The 17,950-nt window shown below is 35.7% G+C and carries 21 protein-coding genes and 1 tRNA gene; 10 read left to right on the top strand and 12 right to left on the bottom strand.

Annotation, left to right across the window (positions count from 1 at the left end):
- The first annotated feature begins 35 nt into the window (after window positions 1-35).
- The 3 genes from ACYQ3P_RS10545 (at window position 36) to ACYQ3P_RS10535 (ending at window position 1,787) form a co-directional block, all read left to right on the top strand.
- A complete protein-coding gene (locus ACYQ3P_RS10545; protein ID WP_460177833.1) occupies window positions 36-563 on the top strand; it encodes a hypothetical protein in 528 nt (175 codons plus the stop codon).
- 139 nt (window positions 564-702) lie between these two features.
- Window positions 703-972: a transposase gene (locus ACYQ3P_RS10540; RefSeq protein ID WP_460177702.1), complete on the top strand. Its 270-nt coding sequence runs from the start codon at window positions 703-705 to the stop codon at window positions 970-972.
- Window positions 973-989: 17 nt separating this feature from the next.
- On the top strand, window positions 990-1,787 hold the full coding sequence (locus ACYQ3P_RS10535) for an IS3 family transposase (protein ID WP_460177703.1): 798 nt from the start codon (window positions 990-992) through the stop codon (window positions 1,785-1,787).
- Window positions 1,788-1,841: 54 nt separating this feature from the next.
- Here the strand turns inward: ACYQ3P_RS10535 and ACYQ3P_RS10530 are convergent, their stop codons facing one another.
- The 5 genes from ACYQ3P_RS10530 to ACYQ3P_RS10510 all read right to left on the bottom strand — a co-directional run bounded on the left by ACYQ3P_RS10530 (window position 1,842) and on the right by ACYQ3P_RS10510 (window position 7,255).
- A complete protein-coding gene (locus ACYQ3P_RS10530) occupies window positions 1,842-2,912 on the bottom strand; it encodes an IS1634 family transposase (RefSeq protein ID WP_460177832.1) in 1,071 nt (356 codons plus the stop codon).
- Between the two features lie 380 nt (window positions 2,913-3,292).
- The gene (locus tag ACYQ3P_RS10525; protein ID WP_460177831.1) at window positions 3,293-3,811 is read right to left on the bottom strand and encodes a PilZ domain-containing protein; all 519 of its coding nucleotides are present in this window, start codon (window positions 3,809-3,811) and stop codon (window positions 3,293-3,295) included.
- A gap of 2 nt (window positions 3,812-3,813) precedes the next feature.
- On the bottom strand, window positions 3,814-4,464 hold the full coding sequence (locus ACYQ3P_RS10520; protein WP_460177830.1) for an OmpA/MotB family protein: 651 nt from the start codon (window positions 4,462-4,464) through the stop codon (window positions 3,814-3,816).
- Complete coding sequence (locus ACYQ3P_RS10515; RefSeq protein ID WP_460177829.1) at window positions 4,464-5,216, bottom strand: flagellar motor protein; 753 nt, start codon at window positions 5,214-5,216, stop codon at window positions 4,464-4,466. The genes ACYQ3P_RS10520 and ACYQ3P_RS10515 overlap by 1 nt, the downstream gene beginning before the upstream one ends.
- Window positions 5,217-6,001: 785 nt before the next feature.
- Complete coding sequence (locus tag ACYQ3P_RS10510) at window positions 6,002-7,255, bottom strand: ISNCY family transposase (protein ID WP_460177828.1); 1,254 nt, start codon at window positions 7,253-7,255, stop codon at window positions 6,002-6,004.
- Between the two features lie 373 nt (window positions 7,256-7,628).
- On the opposite strand from ACYQ3P_RS10510, the gene ACYQ3P_RS10505 reads away from it, so the two are divergent.
- Window positions 7,629-8,204, top strand: coding sequence for a UbiX family flavin prenyltransferase (locus tag ACYQ3P_RS10505; RefSeq protein WP_460177827.1), 576 nt, complete (start codon window positions 7,629-7,631; stop codon window positions 8,202-8,204).
- The gene (gene hemH / locus ACYQ3P_RS10500; RefSeq protein ID WP_460177826.1) at window positions 8,197-9,117 is read left to right on the top strand and encodes a ferrochelatase; all 921 of its coding nucleotides are present in this window, start codon (window positions 8,197-8,199) and stop codon (window positions 9,115-9,117) included. Before ACYQ3P_RS10505 ends, hemH begins: the two co-directional genes overlap by 8 nt.
- 30 nt (window positions 9,118-9,147) lie before the next feature.
- Here the strand turns inward: hemH and mnmE are convergent, their stop codons facing one another.
- Genes mnmE through thrS form a run of 7 tightly spaced genes read right to left on the bottom strand, consistent with a single transcriptional unit; the run spans window position 9,148 to window position 15,088 of the window.
- Window positions 9,148-10,530 carry a tRNA uridine-5-carboxymethylaminomethyl(34) synthesis GTPase MnmE gene (gene mnmE, locus ACYQ3P_RS10495; RefSeq protein ID WP_460177825.1) on the bottom strand — a complete coding sequence of 461 codons (1,383 nt, stop codon included), beginning with the start codon at window positions 10,528-10,530 and terminating at the stop codon, window positions 9,148-9,150.
- Entirely contained in the window at window positions 10,527-12,071 is a 1,545-nt protein-coding gene (gene yidC / locus ACYQ3P_RS10490) for a membrane protein insertase YidC (RefSeq protein WP_460177824.1), read from the bottom strand. Before yidC ends, mnmE begins: the two co-directional genes overlap by 4 nt.
- A gap of 4 nt (window positions 12,072-12,075) precedes the next feature.
- The gene (gene yidD / locus ACYQ3P_RS10485) at window positions 12,076-12,300 is read right to left on the bottom strand and encodes a membrane protein insertion efficiency factor YidD (protein WP_460177823.1); all 225 of its coding nucleotides are present in this window, start codon (window positions 12,298-12,300) and stop codon (window positions 12,076-12,078) included.
- Window positions 12,282-12,422: a 50S ribosomal protein L34 gene (gene rpmH, locus ACYQ3P_RS10480; protein WP_460177822.1), complete on the bottom strand. Its 141-nt coding sequence runs from the start codon at window positions 12,420-12,422 to the stop codon at window positions 12,282-12,284. The genes yidD and rpmH overlap by 19 nt, the downstream gene beginning before the upstream one ends.
- A gap of 16 nt (window positions 12,423-12,438) precedes the next feature.
- Window positions 12,439-12,639 carry a 50S ribosomal protein L35 gene (gene rpmI, locus ACYQ3P_RS10475; protein ID WP_460177821.1) on the bottom strand — a complete coding sequence of 67 codons (201 nt, stop codon included), beginning with the start codon at window positions 12,637-12,639 and terminating at the stop codon, window positions 12,439-12,441.
- A gap of 59 nt (window positions 12,640-12,698) precedes the next feature.
- Window positions 12,699-13,205 (bottom strand): translation initiation factor IF-3, encoded by a 507-nt coding sequence (gene infC, locus ACYQ3P_RS10470; protein WP_460178083.1) that lies wholly within the window; start codon window positions 13,203-13,205, stop codon window positions 12,699-12,701.
- Window positions 13,202-15,088 (bottom strand): threonine--tRNA ligase, encoded by a 1,887-nt coding sequence (gene thrS, locus ACYQ3P_RS10465; RefSeq protein WP_460178082.1) that lies wholly within the window; start codon window positions 15,086-15,088, stop codon window positions 13,202-13,204. The genes infC and thrS overlap by 4 nt, the downstream gene beginning before the upstream one ends.
- A gap of 238 nt (window positions 15,089-15,326) precedes the next feature.
- On the opposite strand from thrS, the gene ACYQ3P_RS10460 reads away from it, so the two are divergent.
- From ACYQ3P_RS10460 to ACYQ3P_RS10440, 5 genes are all read left to right on the top strand, one after another.
- Entirely contained in the window at window positions 15,327-15,458 is a 132-nt protein-coding gene (locus ACYQ3P_RS10460) for a hypothetical protein (protein ID WP_460177820.1), read from the top strand.
- 16 nt (window positions 15,459-15,474) lie between these two features.
- On the top strand, window positions 15,475-16,581 hold the full coding sequence (locus ACYQ3P_RS10455; protein ID WP_460178081.1) for an ISNCY family transposase: 1,107 nt from the start codon (window positions 15,475-15,477) through the stop codon (window positions 16,579-16,581).
- Between the two features lie 605 nt (window positions 16,582-17,186).
- Window positions 17,187-17,468, top strand: a complete 282-nt coding sequence (locus tag ACYQ3P_RS10450; protein WP_460177819.1) for an integration host factor subunit alpha — start codon at window positions 17,187-17,189, stop codon at window positions 17,466-17,468.
- Window positions 17,469-17,477: 9 nt separating this feature from the next.
- A complete protein-coding gene (locus tag ACYQ3P_RS10445; RefSeq protein ID WP_460177818.1) occupies window positions 17,478-17,831 on the top strand; it encodes a MerR family transcriptional regulator in 354 nt (117 codons plus the stop codon).
- Window positions 17,832-17,833: 2 nt separating this feature from the next.
- Window positions 17,834-17,908: transfer RNA gene (locus ACYQ3P_RS10440), tRNA-Pro, on the top strand.
- The last annotated feature ends 42 nt before the right edge of the window (window positions 17,909-17,950 follow it).

Below are 17,950 nucleotides of genomic sequence, written 5' to 3'. Positions count from 1 at the left end.
TTAAACCTCATAACCCATGAAAGGAGGTTAAGGGAATGGTTGCCACAATACCTATTGGAGTATACACCATGAAGCACAAATATTTCATCATCAACCACAACAAATCTACATACAAAAAGGCAAAAAAGAAGGAAAAAACTCAAATGCTCGATGAGCTCTCAAGGATTTTACACATGAACAGACACTATATCGCATATCTACTTAGAAACTCTGGCAAAGTGATTTTAAGGAAAGGTAACCTCCTGGTAGTAGCAGACCCAACAACGGAGAATCTCTCAAAAAGAGGAAGAAAGAAGATGTATGGGGATGATGTAGTAGGGCTGTTAAAGAAACTCTGGAGGATATCTGGATTTGTCTCATCAAAGCATCTTGTAGGGTTTATAAGGCTAAACAACGAGATACTGTTTGAGCATCCTTCGATAAAGCCTTTACTTAGTTCTAAAACAAAGGAAGACCTTCTAAGGATAAGTGCTTCTACAGTAGATAGACTCCTTAAGCCCTACAGAGACAGAGTAAAGATCAGCAGGACCGGCACTTATCAAGAATATTGTGTCTCATTGTAGAACCTCATATTAAAGAGTTGTAAAAGTTCATATGCTTTCCCTTTTATTACAGACAAAGTGACCTGCACCCCATTTTTTCGAACAACAAAAATACGAATATAATCTAAGATGAACATAACCTATGAAGGAGGAATTTATTATGAAACAGACAAAATACCCTGTTGAAAAAATCATTCAGATTCTATCTGAAGCAGAACTTCCAGGAAGTTCCATTGCAGAGGTCTGCCGTAAATACTCTATCGCAAGAAGTACCTTTGACAAATGGAGACAGAAATTCAAAGGCATGTCATCCAGTGAGGCTAAAAGACTTAAAGCACTTGAAGATGAAAACTTAAGACTAAAAAGAATCCTTGCTGAAAAAGAACTTGAAATACAGGTGCTCAGAGACATTGTTAAAAAAAACTTCTGACAATAAACGAAAGGAGAGTGATTGCTAAACATATGATTCAAAGCGGTATAAATGTAAGAAAAACAGCTGAGATACTTGAAATACCACTCAGTACCCTTTATTACTCTTCTTGTAAGGCTGAAAAAGATATGGCTCTTACAGAAATGATAAAAGATATAGCCTTTAAATATACATTCTATGGCTACAGACGAATTCATATGGTTATAAAAAGAGCTGGTCACCATGTCAATCATAAAAAAGTCTACAGAATCTATAAAACACTTAATCTTCAGAGGCAAAAACCTCGTAAAAATAAAAGACTGATTTCTGTTCATATGCCTCTTACACAGCCCCGGTTTTGCAATCATGTCTGGGCTATAGATTTTCTTTTTGACAGTCTTACAGACAGAAGACTTATTAAGATAATGACGATTGAAGACCTTATGAGCAGGTTTTGTGTTGGTATTGAGGTAGGTTTTAGCATTACTGCTAATATGGTTATAGAGGTTATTGAAAGATGTATCAATGTTTATGGGATACCGAGGGTTATCAGGACTGACCAGGGTTCTGAGTTCAGAAGCATTATTTTTGAGAAGTTTATCCAGAGATATGGCATAAGGCATGAGTTTATTGAAAAAGCAAGTCCATGGCAAAATGGAGCTCTGGAAAGCTTCAATGGTAAGCTCAGGGAGGAATGCCTTAGTAGAAACCTGTTTGAGACTCTAATGCAAGCAAGAAAGGTGATAGATGAGTACAGGAAGTTCTATAATACAGAAAGACCTCATAGCGGTATCTGCAACAAGATGCCTTCGGAGGTCTTTAGTAATAGTTCGTAAATATGTTGTTCCAGTATTTGGGTGCATATTTTATGAAAGGCTATATGTTCGTATTTATTCTGTTCCAAAAAATGGGGGCATATCAAATGTCTCCCTGTCATGGCTTTCTCTGTATTCAGACCCACATAGTACATATCTGCTCTTTACCCCTTCCTCTTCACTTATATAGATGGTCACTGGCAACTCCTTCTGAAATATATCTAACTGTATACCCTTCTGCACTACCATTTTCTTTGCTTCCCTAAATCTCATCGCTAATATGTAGTTTATCCCCTCTCTCTCAAGATACTCTATATTCTGTAATGTCACCATCCCCCTGTCTCCTATAAATACTGCCTCCTTGATGTCGTATCTCTTCTTTAACTGACTTATTAGTCCCTTTACTGTCTCCTTATCTGATATGTTGCCTTCTATAACATCAAAATGCACTGGAAATTTATTCTCGTTCAAACATAAACACAACAATACTTGCTTTTTATCGGGCTTCCCATCCCTTGAGTATCCATATCTTGCAAGCCCCAGAGGTCCTTGACCCTCAAAGTATACTGAGGTAATATCATAAAGCAACAACTTTGTCCCTTGTGCTCCCGTCTTATAAAAATCATCTAACACATTATCCATCTTCTCATACAACTTGTCCATTGCCCTGTATATCTCATTTACATGCATATCCTCTTCCCTTAAATCAAACAGTTCCATAAAACCACTTCTTCGTATCCATCCCACTGATGCATACTTACTCCTTGGCTCTATTATCCTGTTAAGCACTACTGCCAAAAGCAAATCTCTTACTTTCTTTGGAAAATGCCTTAACCATCCCAGAAATCCTATCTTCATCATAAATCCTAACAGTAACAGTATATGCCCTACTGAAGTTGCATCCTCAAAAAACTTGTCTTTGTCCACTACAACCTTTTTCTCAGGTGACTTAAGCAGTTGCCTTATTTTGGAAATAAGAGGCTCACCTAAGTGAGTGATATTGGCAATTTTTTCATGCCTAACCTTTTTAGTTTTTTTGTCTCTGTAAGCTTTAGATATTTCGTAGGTTTTGTATTTTTTACCTTTTTTTGTTGACCAAGATTCTTTTACGAATATAGTTACCTCCTTTTTTATATTAGTATACAAAAATTAGACAAAAAAGTCAATATTTAAGGGAATAAATAGGCAAAAATAATAAAGTTAGATTAGACTATAAAATTGAATGAAAAAAGATATAACTTATTGAATTATAAAGCTTTTGATATCTTTAAAGGCTGAAAATTGATGAAGTTGGGAGACAGAGCAACAGTGTAGAAATCCAACAATTTGTCACTGCGACCCCCTGTTGCGAGAGATAGCATGGTTTCAGAGATTGCTTCGGTATCCTGATGGATGCCTCTCAATGACGAGACAGGAGGATGCATTGCAATAACAGCAAAAATATTTAATCAAACGTTTATAGCAATTTTTAAATTTATATCGCCTTTTTTCAGGAAAAATCAAAAATTCAAAGAGATGATGAACTGTTATTCCTTGTGTCTCATTCTCTCTTTATGAAAGATAAATCTCACAATGCAATCCCTTATATTTTCGCTTAAGTTTATAAACTTCACCGCTGTCTCATACTTCCCTTGTTTTTCTTCAACCTTTACGACCTCTGCATAAAGACAAAGCCCAACAGGCATTGGAGAGTCAAGAAAAAGCTTTATTTCTAAAATATCACCCGTATCATATTTTTCATCTAAAGTAGTCCTTAAGCCTCCTCCGCTTAAATTAACCATCTTTACAGGCATTTGATAGAAGCCATATTGTTGCATAGTTAAAAGATTAACAATAAGGTCAAGCTTTTCATTAATTTTATCGTATAATTCTGTTAGTGTACTGACTGTTTGCTTAGTGATAACAGATGTGAATTTTGGGCTTCCAATTACATATGCAAAAAGATTATTCTTTTCTTCTTTGGAAACTTTTCTTATGGCAATAGGGATTTGCACATCAATTCTTACATGTTCCCTTTTTTTCGCATAATCATCGTTAATATTCATATCTACCTCCATAAAATAATTTCAACTCTTCTGTTTTTTGCCCTTCCCTCTTCTGTTTCATTAGTATCAACAGGTTTGTATTCTGCATAGCCTGTTACTGTAAATCTATCAGGAGACAGTCCCTGTTCAAGGAAAAAATGTAGCACCGAGACAGCTCTGGCTGTTGAAAGTTCCCAGTTAGACTTAAACTGAGAGGAAGTAATAGGCACATTATCAGTATGCCCTTCAATTGATATTCTATTTTTGAAAGTTTTTAGTTCTTCTGCAATTTTTGTTAATGCTTCTATGCTTTCGGGCTTAATTTCTGCTTTGCCCGAGTCAAATAAAAGATAATCCTGCAGGGTTATAACAAGACCCCGAGCATCACTTTTGATGCCAATGCCTTTAATTCCACTTAGTTGCTTATTTAGCCTTTCAATAATAGTTTTTGACCATTCATCTTCAACCATTATAGGGCTTTCTATGACTTTGAATACTCTTCTTAGGGATTCAGAAAAACTTTCAGCTTTTTTAGTATCCACAACTGACAACGCATAGAGAGCAACAAAGAATGTGAAAAGAAGTGTCAAAAAATCTGAGTAAGAAATCAGCCACCTTTCGTGATTTTCTTGTTCATCATCATGGTTGTTATTTTTATCGTTCCAATCAAGCATTATAAATCCCTTCCCTCTTGATAACTCTCAAGTATGGACCTTAAATAGTGGGGATTAATACCAGCCTCAATCCCAAGAACTCCCTCAAGTATTAGATACATGGATAAAATCTCACGCTGTGCTTTGTTTATTATTCTTTTGCCTATTGGTATAAAAACTAAGTTTGCAGAACCTACACCATAAATTGTTGCTACAAAGGCTGTTGCAATGCCTGAGCCTATTCGGGAAGGGTCTGATACATTCTGAAGCACTTGAATAAGTCCAAGCACAGCTCCTATAATGCCTATTGTAGGTGCATAGCCACCTGCAGATTCAAAAACCTTAGCAGCCCTTTTTATAGTATCTTCATAATTTTTAATCTCCTGCAATAATACATTCTTTATGACTTCTCTGTCATATCCATCTATCAATAGCCCTATGCCTTTCTTGAGAAAAGGGTGCTCTACAGATTGCATTTCTCTTTCCATCGCAAGAATGCCTCTTTTCCTTGCTATCACTAAAAGAGATATGATTTCCTCTATTAACAGCCTGTTTGAAAACTTTTTTTTGTCAAATGCAATTTTTAATCCTTTCAACGCGTTAAGTAAATCCTGCCATGAAAAGCTTACAATAACTGCACCAAATGTGCCTCCAAAAACAATAACCCCAGCAGCAAGTTGAATGAGATGAGCGGTTGTTCCACCTTCTATAATGTTGCCAACAACTACAGCACTTAACCCCACAATCAAACCAAAAATTACTAAAAAATCCATTTATTTGAGCCTCCTAATATATTTTTTTCTAAATTGTGCGATTATCAAGCGTCATTGCGAGACATCCTTCAGAATGCCGAAGCAATCTCCTCTTTACTCTTATCATTCAGCCCATCACTCCACAACCACAGCTTACAAAAGTTTTAAAAAAGCTCGCTCAATTTAGTGTTTTACAGTATAAAAAATACCTCTGAAGACTGAAAGTCTCCTAATATATTACTTAAAATGTGGTATTTAACTCAAATTTTTTTTACTCAGAGATATCTAACAAGGATTGAATTGATAAATATTAATCTGTCTGTTGTGTTCTGCCTAAAACTTGCGATAGAAACTCGTCGCTACGACCGATAGCGTGGCAATTACCCACACCATGACCGCAAGCCCCCCTGTTGCGAGCGATAGCGTGGCAATCTGGAGCGAAGCAGTCTCTAATTGGTAAATGGTGATTGGTGAACACCTCTCTGTCATTGCGACTCCGAGCAAAGCGATGAGGAAGCAATCTCGTCTTTCTCCATTTCGTTAGGAAACAAGATTGCCACGCCTGCCTGACGGCAGGCTCGCAATAACTTTTTTCCTGTCATCACAAGGCTTGTAAAGCAAGCCGAAGTGATCTCCCTTTATGCATAAAGAGATTGATTCTGCATCCTGACGGATGCATCACAATGACAGCAAAAATTATTTATTCAAATGTGTATTCTATAGCCATTTTTTTGGTTTCTGACCACAAAAAGTATGTTATTACTAAAGTCAAGTCACACTTTATTACTACATTAAAATGTCACATTTTATTTTAAGCTTCTCCTCCAAGGGTGATTAGCTGCAGGTTTATATTTCTTCTTTTCCTTCTGCTCTCTCTGTTCCTCTATATAAGTCCTGAGATTTAAAATCTCTTCTTTCTCTTTAAGTCTCTCTTTTTCTGTCTTATCTAATCCTTTTATTTCTGAATATCCTATACGTTTGCCTTCCCATAATATCTCCATTCTACCGTCTCTAAGTTCACAAACCTCTACCCATTTGCCTGCAAGGCTCTTAATTCCCTTTACAGGAAGTATCTGATAAACTCCTCCACAGTATCTTAATGTGTTGTCTTTGTTCACTTTTCTTGGATGTTTTATTGAAAAGACAAGGTCAAGGTCTTTTTCTGTAGCCACGGGCATATAAAGACTCTCTACAGAAAGAGTGTATCTACTGTTACTCCATGTAAGAAATTCCTCTTTGAGAAACTTGTTAGCCTCATCATAATCCCTTATACCACTTAATCTCATCTCCTTAATAAGCCTGTCCTGAAAAAATCTAAACTTACGTTCAACTCTTCCTTTTGCCTGCGGAGTATTTGCATTGATTAGTTTAATCCCCAATTCATTTAATGCTCTTGCAATCTGGGTTTCTTTATGTTGTACTTCAACATGATAGTGAAGTCCTCCATGCCTTGTTATCCTAAAGTGAGAGGCTTTATCAGTGTATAAAGCCATAAAGACACCTCTTTGCTCTATATATGCTCTTATTACTGACATATTTGCCCATACTGTCTCAGATGGATGAAATTCAGCATACACAAATCCATCTGCATCATCTATCATTGCTACAAGCCACCATTGCTGCCCAATACCTTCAATCCACCTATGTTGAGATGAATCCATCTGCACAAGCATTCCTGCCTTAGGCATCCTCCTTCTCCTTCGGTATACTTTTCTTTTCTTCTTAGGTTCATGTAACCCTTCCTGTATCAATATCTTTCTTATACTTTCATAGCTTAAGTTAATGTCATGAACATCCTTAAGTTTATCCTTAAAGTGAATTATGTTGAAATCCCAGTACAAGGACTTTCTCAAGCTTATGATCTCATCCTTGACGGAACAGTCAATCTTTAGGGCTGTGGGTGGCTCAGGTATTTTCCTTAAAAGTCCCTCAAAACCCTGAAACTTGAACCTCTCCTTTAGCCTTAAAACCTGTCTGTAACTCAACCCTAATATCTCCTGAGCTTGTTTAAGGGTTAAAAAGCCTGATAAGACTTGATTCATTACTTCAAACCTCTTCAAATCTTCCTCCGTAAAAATGTATTTTTTTCTCCATAAAACCTCCTTCCTTTAGATTGCTTGCCTAAAAGAAGGAGGTTAACATATATGTGACATTTCAATTTAGTAAAAACAGATGACATTTTAATATAGTAACCACACTGACCACAAAAAGTATTGACTCAATTTAGAGCTATGCTTTAATATAAAAATAATCCAACAGAAGTTGGATTAAGTAAGCCATGAAGGTAAGGGAAGAACCCTTTAAACTTCATGGTTTTTTTTTGGCTCCCATATACCCCTCACCCCTTAGTTGCCCCCCTAAGGGGTCTCCCTCCTAAGAAAAGGAGACCTGCAAAGGGTCTCCTTTTTTTGTTAAAAATGTTATTATAAAAAAATGAAAAAGATAGTCTTAGCAATCAGTGGTGCTTCGGGAGTGATATATGGCTTAAAATTGTTGGATGCTGTTATTAATAATTTCCATGTCGCCCTCATTGTATCTAATTCTGCAATAGATGTTATTCAACATGAAACTTCAATGGATTTTAAAAATATTGAAAGCATCAAAAAGAAATTTAATCATCCGAATCTAATGGTATATTCTGAAAAAGATTTATCCGCTCCAATTGCAAGTGGTTCTCATAAAACCTATGGTATGTTTATTGTTCCATGTTCTATGAAGACATTGTCTTCAATTGCAAATGGTTATGCCGATAACTTAATTACTCGCACAGCTGATGTAATGATAAAAGAGAAAAGAAAACTTGTTATCTCACCGAGAGAGATGCCTCTGAGTGCAATCCATCTTGAAAACATGCTCAAACTTGCAAAACTCGGAGTAATAATTGCGCCTCCAGTTCCGGGTTTTTATCATAAACCTGAAAGTATTGATGATATTGTTAATTTCGTTGTAGGTAAACTTCTTGATTGTATGGAAATAGAAAATCAACTTTATAGGAGATGGAATGGATAAGACAGGCGTAATTTTGCTTAATATGGGTGGACCTGACAGTCTTGATGCTGTAAAGCCCTTTCTTTTTAATCTTTTCTGTGACCCTTATATAGCTAATTTTGGACCAATGCAAAAACCATTTGCTTGGATGATTTCAACCTTGAGAAGCAGAAAAGTAAAGAAAGCTTATGGTTTAATTGGAGGCAAATCACCCTTAAAGGAGATTACGCTGAAACAAGCAGAGTTACTTGAGAAATCTTTAGGTGGTGAATTTTCGGTTAAAGTCGGAATGAATTACTGGCATCCATTTATCAACGAAGCTTTAAATGAGTTTGAAAATCAAGGGATAAAAAAAATCATTGCCCTATCGCTTTATCCTCAATACTGCAAAGCCACTACTGCTTCAATTATTGATAGATTTAAGGCTTATGCGAATAAAAAATTTGATTATGAAATCATCAGTTCTTGGTGTGACCATCCTCTGTTTATTGAAGCTTGGATTGACAACATTAAAGAAGCTTTTAATAAACATGGTGATGCTTTTGTTCTTTTTAGTGCTCACGGTATTCCTCTGTCACTCCACAAAAAAGGTGATCCCTATGTTTCAGAGGTTAAGCGAACAGTAAAAGCAATTGTTGAAGGTTTTAAAATTAATGAATGGAGTCTTTGCTATCAAAGCAGAACAGGTCCTGTGAAATGGGTTGAACCATCTACTGAAGAAAGCATTAAAGAACTTGCTCACAGAAATATAAAAAAAGTTTTTATCGTTCCAATCAGCTTTGTCTCTGACCATATTGAAACGCTTTATGAAATTGATATTGTTTATAAAAAAATGGCAGAAAAACTTGGGATACAGGTAATAAGAGTGCCTTCTCTGAATACTTCTGATAAATTCATTAAAACCCTGAAGGCTTTGGTTTTAGCCCTAAAGTAATATACTCTCGTAATTACGATTCATCATCCATTACTTACCAATACAAAATTCGCTAAATATGAGATTTAAGATTTCCTCGGTAGTGACAATGCCAACAATCTGACCTAAAAAGCTAAGAGCCTCTCTGAGAAACATAGCAGTAATCTCAAGGGGTTCTTTATTTATGAAACTTTTAAGAGCACTTTGAAGTGCTTCAAAAGCTTTTTCAAGAGCTATCTTATGTCTTAATTTTGTTACCACTAAACCTTCCTGCCTGTATTTGTTAGAGATTGATGTGTTGAATATAAGCTCTTTTAGCTCATCTATTCCCTCGCCCGTTAAAGCTGACATTTCAACCATAGGCTTATTTTTTAACTCTTCTGGCAGAGTAAATTCTTTGCTCCTGATATCTTTTTTGTTTAAAATTACAATTACTTTTTTGTCTTTAACCTTTTGTATGATCTCCATATCAAGACTATCAATTTCTCTGCTCGAGTCAAGGACAAGCAAAACTAATTCTGCATCCTCAATAGCCTTAAGTGTTCTTTTTATTCCCTCAGCTTCAACAAGGTCATATGCCTGTCTTATTCCTGCAGTATCAATTATTTTTAAAGGAATGCCTTTAATATTTACATACTCCTCAATGATATCTCTGGTAGTCCCGGGAATTTCAGTGACTATTGCTCTATCCTTCATCAGAAGCGCATTCAGAAGAGAGGATTTTCCAACATTTGGTTTTCCTACAATTGCAGTTGTCAGTCCTTCTCTGTAAATCTTTCCTTCCTCGTATCCTTCAATAAGTCCCTTTATCTCATCGGCAATTCTTGCTATTTCATCTTCTATCTCCCTTTCAGTCAATCCATCAATGTCTTCCTCAGGGAAATCAATATAGGCTTCAACATGGGCACATATTCTTGTTAAAGAATCTCTTAGGGAGTTTATTTTTTGAGATAACTTGCCACTTAGATGTTCAAGGGCTATTTTTTGAGCTTCATCAGTTTTTGCCCTTATAAGGTCAATAACAGACTCTGCCTGACTTAGGTCAATTCGTCCGCGCAAAAAAGCTCTTTTTGTAAACTCGCCCGGCTCTGCAAGTCTTGCTCCTTGTTTTATAACAATATTCAAAATTCTTTTTAAGATTATAAATCCACCGTGACAGTTTATCTCCACAACATCTTCCTTTGTGTAAGTGTTTGGTGCACGCATTACTGAGACCAGAACTTCGTCTATCCTTTCATTTGTTTCTAAATCAATTATAAAACCATAGTGGATGGTGTGGGATTTTACATTATGCAGGTTTATCCCTTTAGGAGACTGAAAAATTCTATCAGCAATTGAAATAGCATCAGGACCGCTTATTCTAATAATACCAATACCGCCTTCTCCTAATGGTGTGCTTATAGCGGCAATTGTGTCAAATTCTGAGGAAATCACGCCTTGGCTTTTGTTTTCTGATTAATGTAAAATTGCTGTGCTATTCCAAAAATATTGTTTACAAGCCAGTATAACACCAATCCTGATGGAAAGGTGAGGAAAAGGAATGTAAATACTACTGGCATAAGCAACATTATTTTTTGTTGTGTTGGATCCATAGTTGAAGGTGTCATCTTTTGCTGAATTAACATTGTAGCACCCATCAAAATCGGAAGCACATAATATGGATCCTTAGCAGAAAGGTCTTGAATCCATAACATAAATGGAGCCTGTCTTAGTTCTATCGCTACTGTCAATATTTTATACAATGCAAAAAACACAGGAATCTGCAGCAGTATTGGTAAACATCCACCCATTGGATTGATCTTGTATTTTCTGTAAAGCTCCATCATCTCCTTCTGAAGCCTCTGAGGATCATTTTTGTATTGTTCCCTTAATTGAGCTAATTTTGGTTGAAGTTCACTCAATTTTTGCATTGATTTCTGACCACGATTAACTAAGGGAATAAAGGGTATTCTCACAAGGATTGTAAGAATTATGATAGCAACTCCGTAATTAGATGTAATGCTGTATAAAAGCTTTAAAAACCAAAATAGGGGGCGAGCAATAATTGAGAAAAATCCAAAATCTACGATATGCTCAAGACCTAAATTAAACTTTTTTAAATAATCATACTCCTTTGGAGCTGCAAAAATTTTATAATGATTAACTCCATCCTGAAACTCAACTGATACAAGAGCATTTCCATTATAAGGAGATACCACAAACTGATTTGCCTTGCTTATTGGCGTTAAAGCTGCAAAGAAGTATTTATCTTCCTGAGCAACCCATTTAACTCCATCCTTGTAAACTGCAGGCTCTTTTATCTTTGAAGGATTAAGTTCAATTCTGTCAGCATCTTTTAGAATAACAGGACCCCAATGGGATGCATCTTCCTTGTCAAATATTCCAAAATCCTTACCCAGTGTTACATAATAGTTCCCAAGCCCTGTTATTTCATCTTTGACATCAATTGCATAATCTGTTTTGTTGAAAATAAAGCTTCTTTTTATTGAAACATCGCCATCATTATAGCTGAAAGCAACAACTGCTTCTTCGGAATTACTAAAGGAAGCCCTTGAACTGTCAACATTAAACATGGCTTTTGCATAATCAAGCTGTGAATTTTTTAAAATTGAAAGGGCTGAAATTTCAGAAGCCGAAAGAACAACAGGATTGCCTTTATTGTCTTTATATTTCTTTAAAAGAACTCGCTTAATTGTTGCACCCTCATTTGAGAGTATTACTTTGAAAACATCATTTTCAACTGTTATTTCCCTGTATTTGTCATCTTTTACAATTTTCTCCACAGGCTTTTTCTCAGCAGGCAGCTGAACAGCTGGAGTTTTAGTGTCTACGGATTTCTCCTGCTTTTGTGTCTCTTGCTGTTGAACAGGCTGATTTTTAGGCTGATAGTATTTTGTATAAAAATACTGAAAGCCAAAAAGTATTGCCATACTTATGATTACTGCTAATACTGCTCTTAAACCTGAGTTTTCCATATTCTCACCTTAAAGGGTCATAACCTCCTGGATGAAATGGGTGGCATTTTAGTATTCTTTTTATAGATAGAAAAATACCTTTTATTCCATATTTTTTTATTGCCTGCTCTGCATATTCTGAGCAAGTCGGATAAAACCTACATGCTGGTGGCATTAATGGAGAAATAAATCTCCTGTAAATTCTTATGAAAAATAGAAATATATTTGAGACTAAGGAGTTAATCTCCATCTTCCCTTAGCTCTTCTTCTTTTTATTACTCTTCTTCCACCAGGAGTACTCATTCTTTTGAGAAATCCATGAGTTCTTTTCTTTTTTAGCTTATGTGGGCGATATGTAGTATATGCTCCCAATTTTCCACCTCCCTAATTAAAATTTATAAGGAATAAGTGCTCTAACTGTCTTGTACATTGTCTCATCTACTAAAGCTGCTTGTCTTAACCTTCTCGTTCTTTTAGAAGGCTTACCTGTAAGAAGATGGCTTTTGTTTGCCCTTCTGCGGACTATTTTACCTGTGCCTGTAACTTTAAATCTTTTTGCTGCACCTCTGTGTGTTTTAATTTTTGGCATAAATAATCTCCTCCTTCAAGGTGTTAGACAATTATTTTAATAGATTTTTAAGGAAATTATCAATCTTTACTCGGAGCAATAATCATGCTCATATTATTTCCTTCAAGTTTTGGCTCCTGTTCAATTTTATGAGGAAAACCTATCAGAAGAGCTTTTATTTTATCAAAAACTTTCATTCCGAGTTCAGAATGAACAATTTCCCTTCCTCTGAAAAATAATGTAACCCTTGCCTTATCTCCATCTTCAAGAAATCTTTTAATATGCTTTACTTTTAACTGAAGGTCATGGTCAGATATTTGAGGTCTTATTTTTATTTCCTTAACTGTAGATGTTTTTTTGGCAGAGGTTTTCTTTTCTGTCTGATACTTATATTTTCCATAGTCCATTATTCTACATACAGGCGGGTTTGCATTTGGTGCTACTTCAACAAGGTCATATCCTCTCTCTCTTGCAATTGCCAAAGCCTCTCTTATACTTACAACTCCTAACTGCTTTCCATTTTCATCAACCAATCTTACTTCCTTTGCCTTAATGGCTTCGTTTACTCTTGTGTCCTTTGTTGCTATTGTGTCACCTCCTCAAATGATTTTTTAGTCTTTATTTGTCCGTCAAGCATTTCAATGAAATTATCAAGTTCAATTAGTTCAAAGTTTTTGCCATCCCTTCTTCTGACTGTAATTGTTTTTGTCTCAACCTCTTTATCACCAAGTATTAACATATAGGGAATTTTTTCCAATGTTGACTGCCTGATTTTATAGCCTATCTTTTCATTTTCAATGTTAAGTTTTGCTCGTATCCCTTGATTCATAAGTTTTTCATAAACCTCTTTAGCATATTCTACGTGTTTTTCAGAAATTGACATTACCTCTACCTGTATTGGAGATAGCCAAATTGGGAAAGCTCCTGCGTAATGTTCAATAAGAACTCCCATAAATCTTTCTAATGAACCCATCAATGCTCTATGAATCATTATAGGTCTGTGCTCTTTCCCATCCTTTCCTCTATATGTAATATCAAATCTTTCGGGTATATTAAAATCAACCTGAATTGTACTACATTGCCAAGCTCTATTCAAAACATCCTTTATTTTTATATCAATCTTTGGACCGTAAAAAACACCCTCTCCTGGGTCTATCTGATATGGCAAATTTCTAACTTTTAAGGCTTGTTCAAGTGCAGATGTTGCCCTTTCCCAGTTTTCAAGAGAACCTACATATTTTTCAGGTCTTGTTGAAATGTAAATTTCGTAGTTGTCAAAACCAAAGGTTGAAAGAATAAATACAGTAAAATCAAGAACTTTCTGAATTTCCTCCTCCAGTTGCTCCTCTGTGCAAAATATGTGGGCATCATCCTGTGTAAAGCCTCTTACTCTTAAAAGACCATGCAAAACGCCTGAACGTTCATATCTATAAACTGTTCCAAGCTCAGCAAATCTTAATGGTAAGTCTCTGTAACTGCGAAGTTCGGATTTGTATACCTGAATGTGAAATGGGCAGTTCATAGGTTTGAGTTGATAAGCAACTTCATCTATTTGCATCGGAGAAAACATGTTTTCCCTGTAAAAATCAAGATGACCACTCTTTGACCAGAGATCAAGCTTAGCTATATGAGGCGTATACAGAAGCTGATAACCTGCCTTCAGATGCTCATCCTTCCAGAAATCCTCTATCACCTTTCTAATAATTGCTCCATTTGGAAGCCATATTATTAATCCCGGACCAATTTCATCGCTTATTTCAAACAATCTGAGCTGTTTTCCCAACCTTCTGTGGTCTCTCTTTTTTACTTCCTCAAGAAATTTAAGATACTCATCAAGCTCATCCTTTGTGGGAAAAGCAGTTCCGTATATTCTTTGGAGCATTTTATTTTTCTCATCACCCCTCCAATAGGCTCCAGCAACATTTAAAAGTTTGAATGCCTTTACCATTCCCGTATGGGGTATATGAGGACCTCTGCACAAATCTATAAAACCACCTTCTTCGTATATTGATACTGTATCATCTTCTATTTCATTAATAATTTCCAACTTATATGTTTCACCAAGTGATTCAAAGAGTTTTAATGCCTCAGCTTTAGGAATTTCTTTTCTGACAAAAGCTTTTCTTTCCTTTATTATTTCCTTCATTTTTTTCTCAATCTTTTGCAAATCCTCTTCAGTGAAGGGCTCATCTTTATCAAAATCATAATAAAAACCACCTTCAATTGCAGGTCCTATTGTAACTTTAACATCAGGAAACAACTCCTTTACCGCATGAGCCATTATATGGGCGGTGCTGTGCCTTAAAATTTCAAGTCCTTCTTTGCTATTCAAGCTAACTATTTCTACTTCATCATCGGGATTTAATGAGGATAAAAAAGAAATATCCTTTAAGACTCCATTTACTTTAATTGCTATAGCTTGATTTTCTTTTAGAATATTCTTTAATTCTTCAGGTGTGATTTCAATGATTTGATTTTCTCTTTTTAGTTTAATGCTATTCCTCCTTAAATACTTTATTGATAACTATATTAACGCAAAATTAATATCATAATCAACTAAAATTTTAATGATGTGGTTACTATATTAAAATGTCATCTGTTTTTACTAAATTGAAATGTCACATATATGTTAACCTCCTTCTTTTAGGCAAGCAATCTAAAGGAAGGAGGTTTTATGGAGAAAAAAATACATTTTTACGGAGGAAGAATTGAAGAGGTTTGAAGTAATGAATCAAGTCTTATCAGGCTTTTTAACCCTTAAACAAGCTCAGGAGATATTAGGGTTGAGTTACAGACAGGTTTTTAAGGCTAAAGGAGAGGTTCAAGTTTCAGGGTTTTGAGGGACTTTTAAGGAAAATACCTGAGCCACCCACAGCCCTAAAGATTGACTGTTCCGTCAAGGATGAGATCATAAGCTTGAGAAAGTCCTTGTACTGGGATTTCAACATACTTCACTTTAAGGATAAACTTAAGGATGTTCATGACATTAACTTAAGCTATGAAAGTATAAGAAAGATATTGATACAGGAAGGGTTACATGAACCTAAGAAGAAAAGAAAAGTATACCGAAGGAGAAGGAGGATGCCTAAGGCAGGAATGCTTGTGCAGATGGATTCATCTCAACATAGGTGGATTGAAGGTATTGGGCAGCAATGGTGGCTTGTAGCAATGATAGATGATGCAGATGGATTTGTGTATGCTGAATTTCATCCATCTGAGACAGTATGGGCAAATATGTCAGTAATAAGAGCATATATAGAGCAAAGAGGTGTCTTTATGGCTTTATACACTGATAAAGCCTCTCACTTTAGGACAACAAGGCATGGAGGGCTTCACTATCATGTTGAAGTACAACATAAAGAAACCCAGATTGCAAGAGCATTAAATGAATTGGGGATTAAACTAATCAATGTAAATACTCCGCAGGCAAAAGGAAGAGTTGAACGTAAGTTTAGATTTTTTCAGGACAGGCTTATTAAGGAGATGAGATTAAGTGGCATAAGGGATTATGATGAGGCTAACAAGTTTCTCAAAGAGGAATTTCTTACATGGAGTAACAGTAGATACACTCTTTCTGTAGAGAGTCTTTATATGCCTGTGGCTAAAGAAAAAGACCTTGACCTTGTCTTTTCAATAAAACATCCAAGAAAAGTGAACAAAGACAACACATTAAGATACTGTGGAGGAGTTTATCAGATACTTCCTGTAAAGGGAATTAAGAGCCTTGCAGGCAAATGGGTAGAGGTTTGTGAACTTAGAGACGGTAGAATGGAGATATTATGGGAAGGCAAACGTATAGGATATTCAGAAATAAAAGGATTAGATAAGACAGAAAAAGAGAGACTTAAAGAGAAAGAAGAGATTTTAAATCTCAGGACTTATATAGAGGAACAGAGAGAGCAGAAGGAAAAGAAGAAATATAAACCTGCAGCTAATCACCCTTGGAGGAGAAGCTTAAAATAAAATGTGACATTTTAATGTAGTAATAAAGTGTGACTTGACTTTAGTAATAACACTAAAATTTTAATGACCCAAATTGAGCGATTATTAAGCGTCATTGCTGATCGCACGACTTCGGCTCCCAACAGTCTCCCACTTTGCCGTCATCGCAAAGTTTTCTCTTTTTTTTGTCATCGTATGTTAGATATATGGACATTTCGAGAGATTTTATTTCTGAGGCTATACTTTTTTTATGAGATTGCTTCGCAGTCCTTTGGCTCGCAATGACAGGATGGAGGCATCAAGGAATGGGATTGCTTCTGCATCCTTATAGATGCCGAAGCAATGAAGGCGTAGATTGTCATACCGAGGGACGAAGTCCCGAAGCAATCTTGTCTGTTTTGCAGTACTAAGATTATTTCGTTTCGCTCGCAATTACAAAAAGAACAAACAGGCAGGCTCGCAAGGAAAGATTAAGAAAACTGCTCATTTTAGCTTCCAATGAGTAAATGATAATCTCAATTTCCCACAATCATTCTGCTTTCACTTGACATAATCATGATAAATTAGGATAAAATTCAAAGGATTTGGAAAGGCTACAATAGCAATAAAAACAATGGGAGGATAGAATGACGAAGGCGGATCTTGTTAATTATATCTTTGAAAGAGCGGGTTTACCAAAAACAGAGATACAAAAAATTGTAGAGACAGTTTTTGATACAATTAAAGAATCTTTGGCACAAGGAGAAAATGTTAAAATTGCTGGTTTCGGATTGTTTAATGTGAGAATGAAGGGCAAAAGAATAGGTAGAAATCCAAAAACAATGGAGACTGTTGAAATAACGCCAAGAAAAGTTGTAACTTTCAAACCAAGTGAACAGTTGAAAGAAATCATTCAAAAAAAGACTTAATAAAATAAAATGCAAGAGCCTCTTCAAACAAAATTACCATATAAGCTTTTTTATAAAATTGGAGAGGCAAGCAAATTGGTTGGGGTTGAACCTTCTGTTTTAAGATATTGGGAAACAGAAATTCCTCTATTAAAACCAAAAAAAACTAAAACAGGACAGAGGTTATACACAAAAGAAGATATTGAGTTGATTTTAATCATAAAAAAGATGCTTTATGAAGAAGGATATACTATTGATGGAGTTAGAAAAAATTTGAGCAAAATTACTAAAACCTCTAACAATAGTAGTCAAATTTCGGGCAAAGAGGATATAATAGAAAAAATTAAACTAAGACTAAAAGAAATCTTACAGATGTTATCTTGAATCGGGGCGTAGCGCAGCCTGGTTAGCGCACTCGCTTGGGGTGCGAGTGGTCGGCCGTTCAAATCGGCTCGCCCCGATTTTTAATTAATTTTATTTTTAAGGAGGGATTGCTCAAAGAT

The sequence above is a fragment of the Thermodesulfovibrio hydrogeniphilus genome, assembly GCF_054657355.1.
This window is presented reverse-complemented; position numbering and strand designations above follow the sequence as displayed.

Bases quoted from the DNA above. Each gene is read 5' to 3' on its own strand.
- rpmI (WP_460177821.1), bottom strand. From the start codon at position 12,639: ATGCCAAAAATTAAAACACACAGAGGTGCAGCAAAAAGATTTAAAGTT.
- ACYQ3P_RS10445 (WP_460177818.1), top strand. From the start codon at position 17,478: ATGCAAGAGCCTCTTCAAACAAAATTACCATATAAGCTTTTTTATAAA.
- yidD (WP_460177823.1), bottom strand. From the start codon at position 12,300: ATGGAGATTAACTCCTTAGTCTCAAATATATTTCTATTTTTCATAAGA.
- ACYQ3P_RS10520 (WP_460177830.1), bottom strand. From the start codon at position 4,464: ATGCTTGATTGGAACGATAAAAATAACAACCATGATGATGAACAAGAA.
- hemH (WP_460177826.1), top strand. From the start codon at position 8,197: ATGGATAAGACAGGCGTAATTTTGCTTAATATGGGTGGACCTGACAGT.
- ACYQ3P_RS10505 (WP_460177827.1), top strand. From the start codon at position 7,629: ATGAAAAAGATAGTCTTAGCAATCAGTGGTGCTTCGGGAGTGATATAT.
- ACYQ3P_RS10525 (WP_460177831.1), bottom strand. From the start codon at position 3,811: ATGAATATTAACGATGATTATGCGAAAAAAAGGGAACATGTAAGAATT.
- ACYQ3P_RS10515 (WP_460177829.1), bottom strand. From the start codon at position 5,216: ATGGATTTTTTAGTAATTTTTGGTTTGATTGTGGGGTTAAGTGCTGTA.
- ACYQ3P_RS10540 (WP_460177702.1), top strand. From the start codon at position 703: ATGAAACAGACAAAATACCCTGTTGAAAAAATCATTCAGATTCTATCT.
- ACYQ3P_RS10545 (WP_460177833.1), top strand. From the start codon at position 36: ATGGTTGCCACAATACCTATTGGAGTATACACCATGAAGCACAAATAT.
- ACYQ3P_RS10450 (WP_460177819.1), top strand. From the start codon at position 17,187: ATGACGAAGGCGGATCTTGTTAATTATATCTTTGAAAGAGCGGGTTTA.
- yidC (WP_460177824.1), bottom strand. From the start codon at position 12,071: ATGGAAAACTCAGGTTTAAGAGCAGTATTAGCAGTAATCATAAGTATG.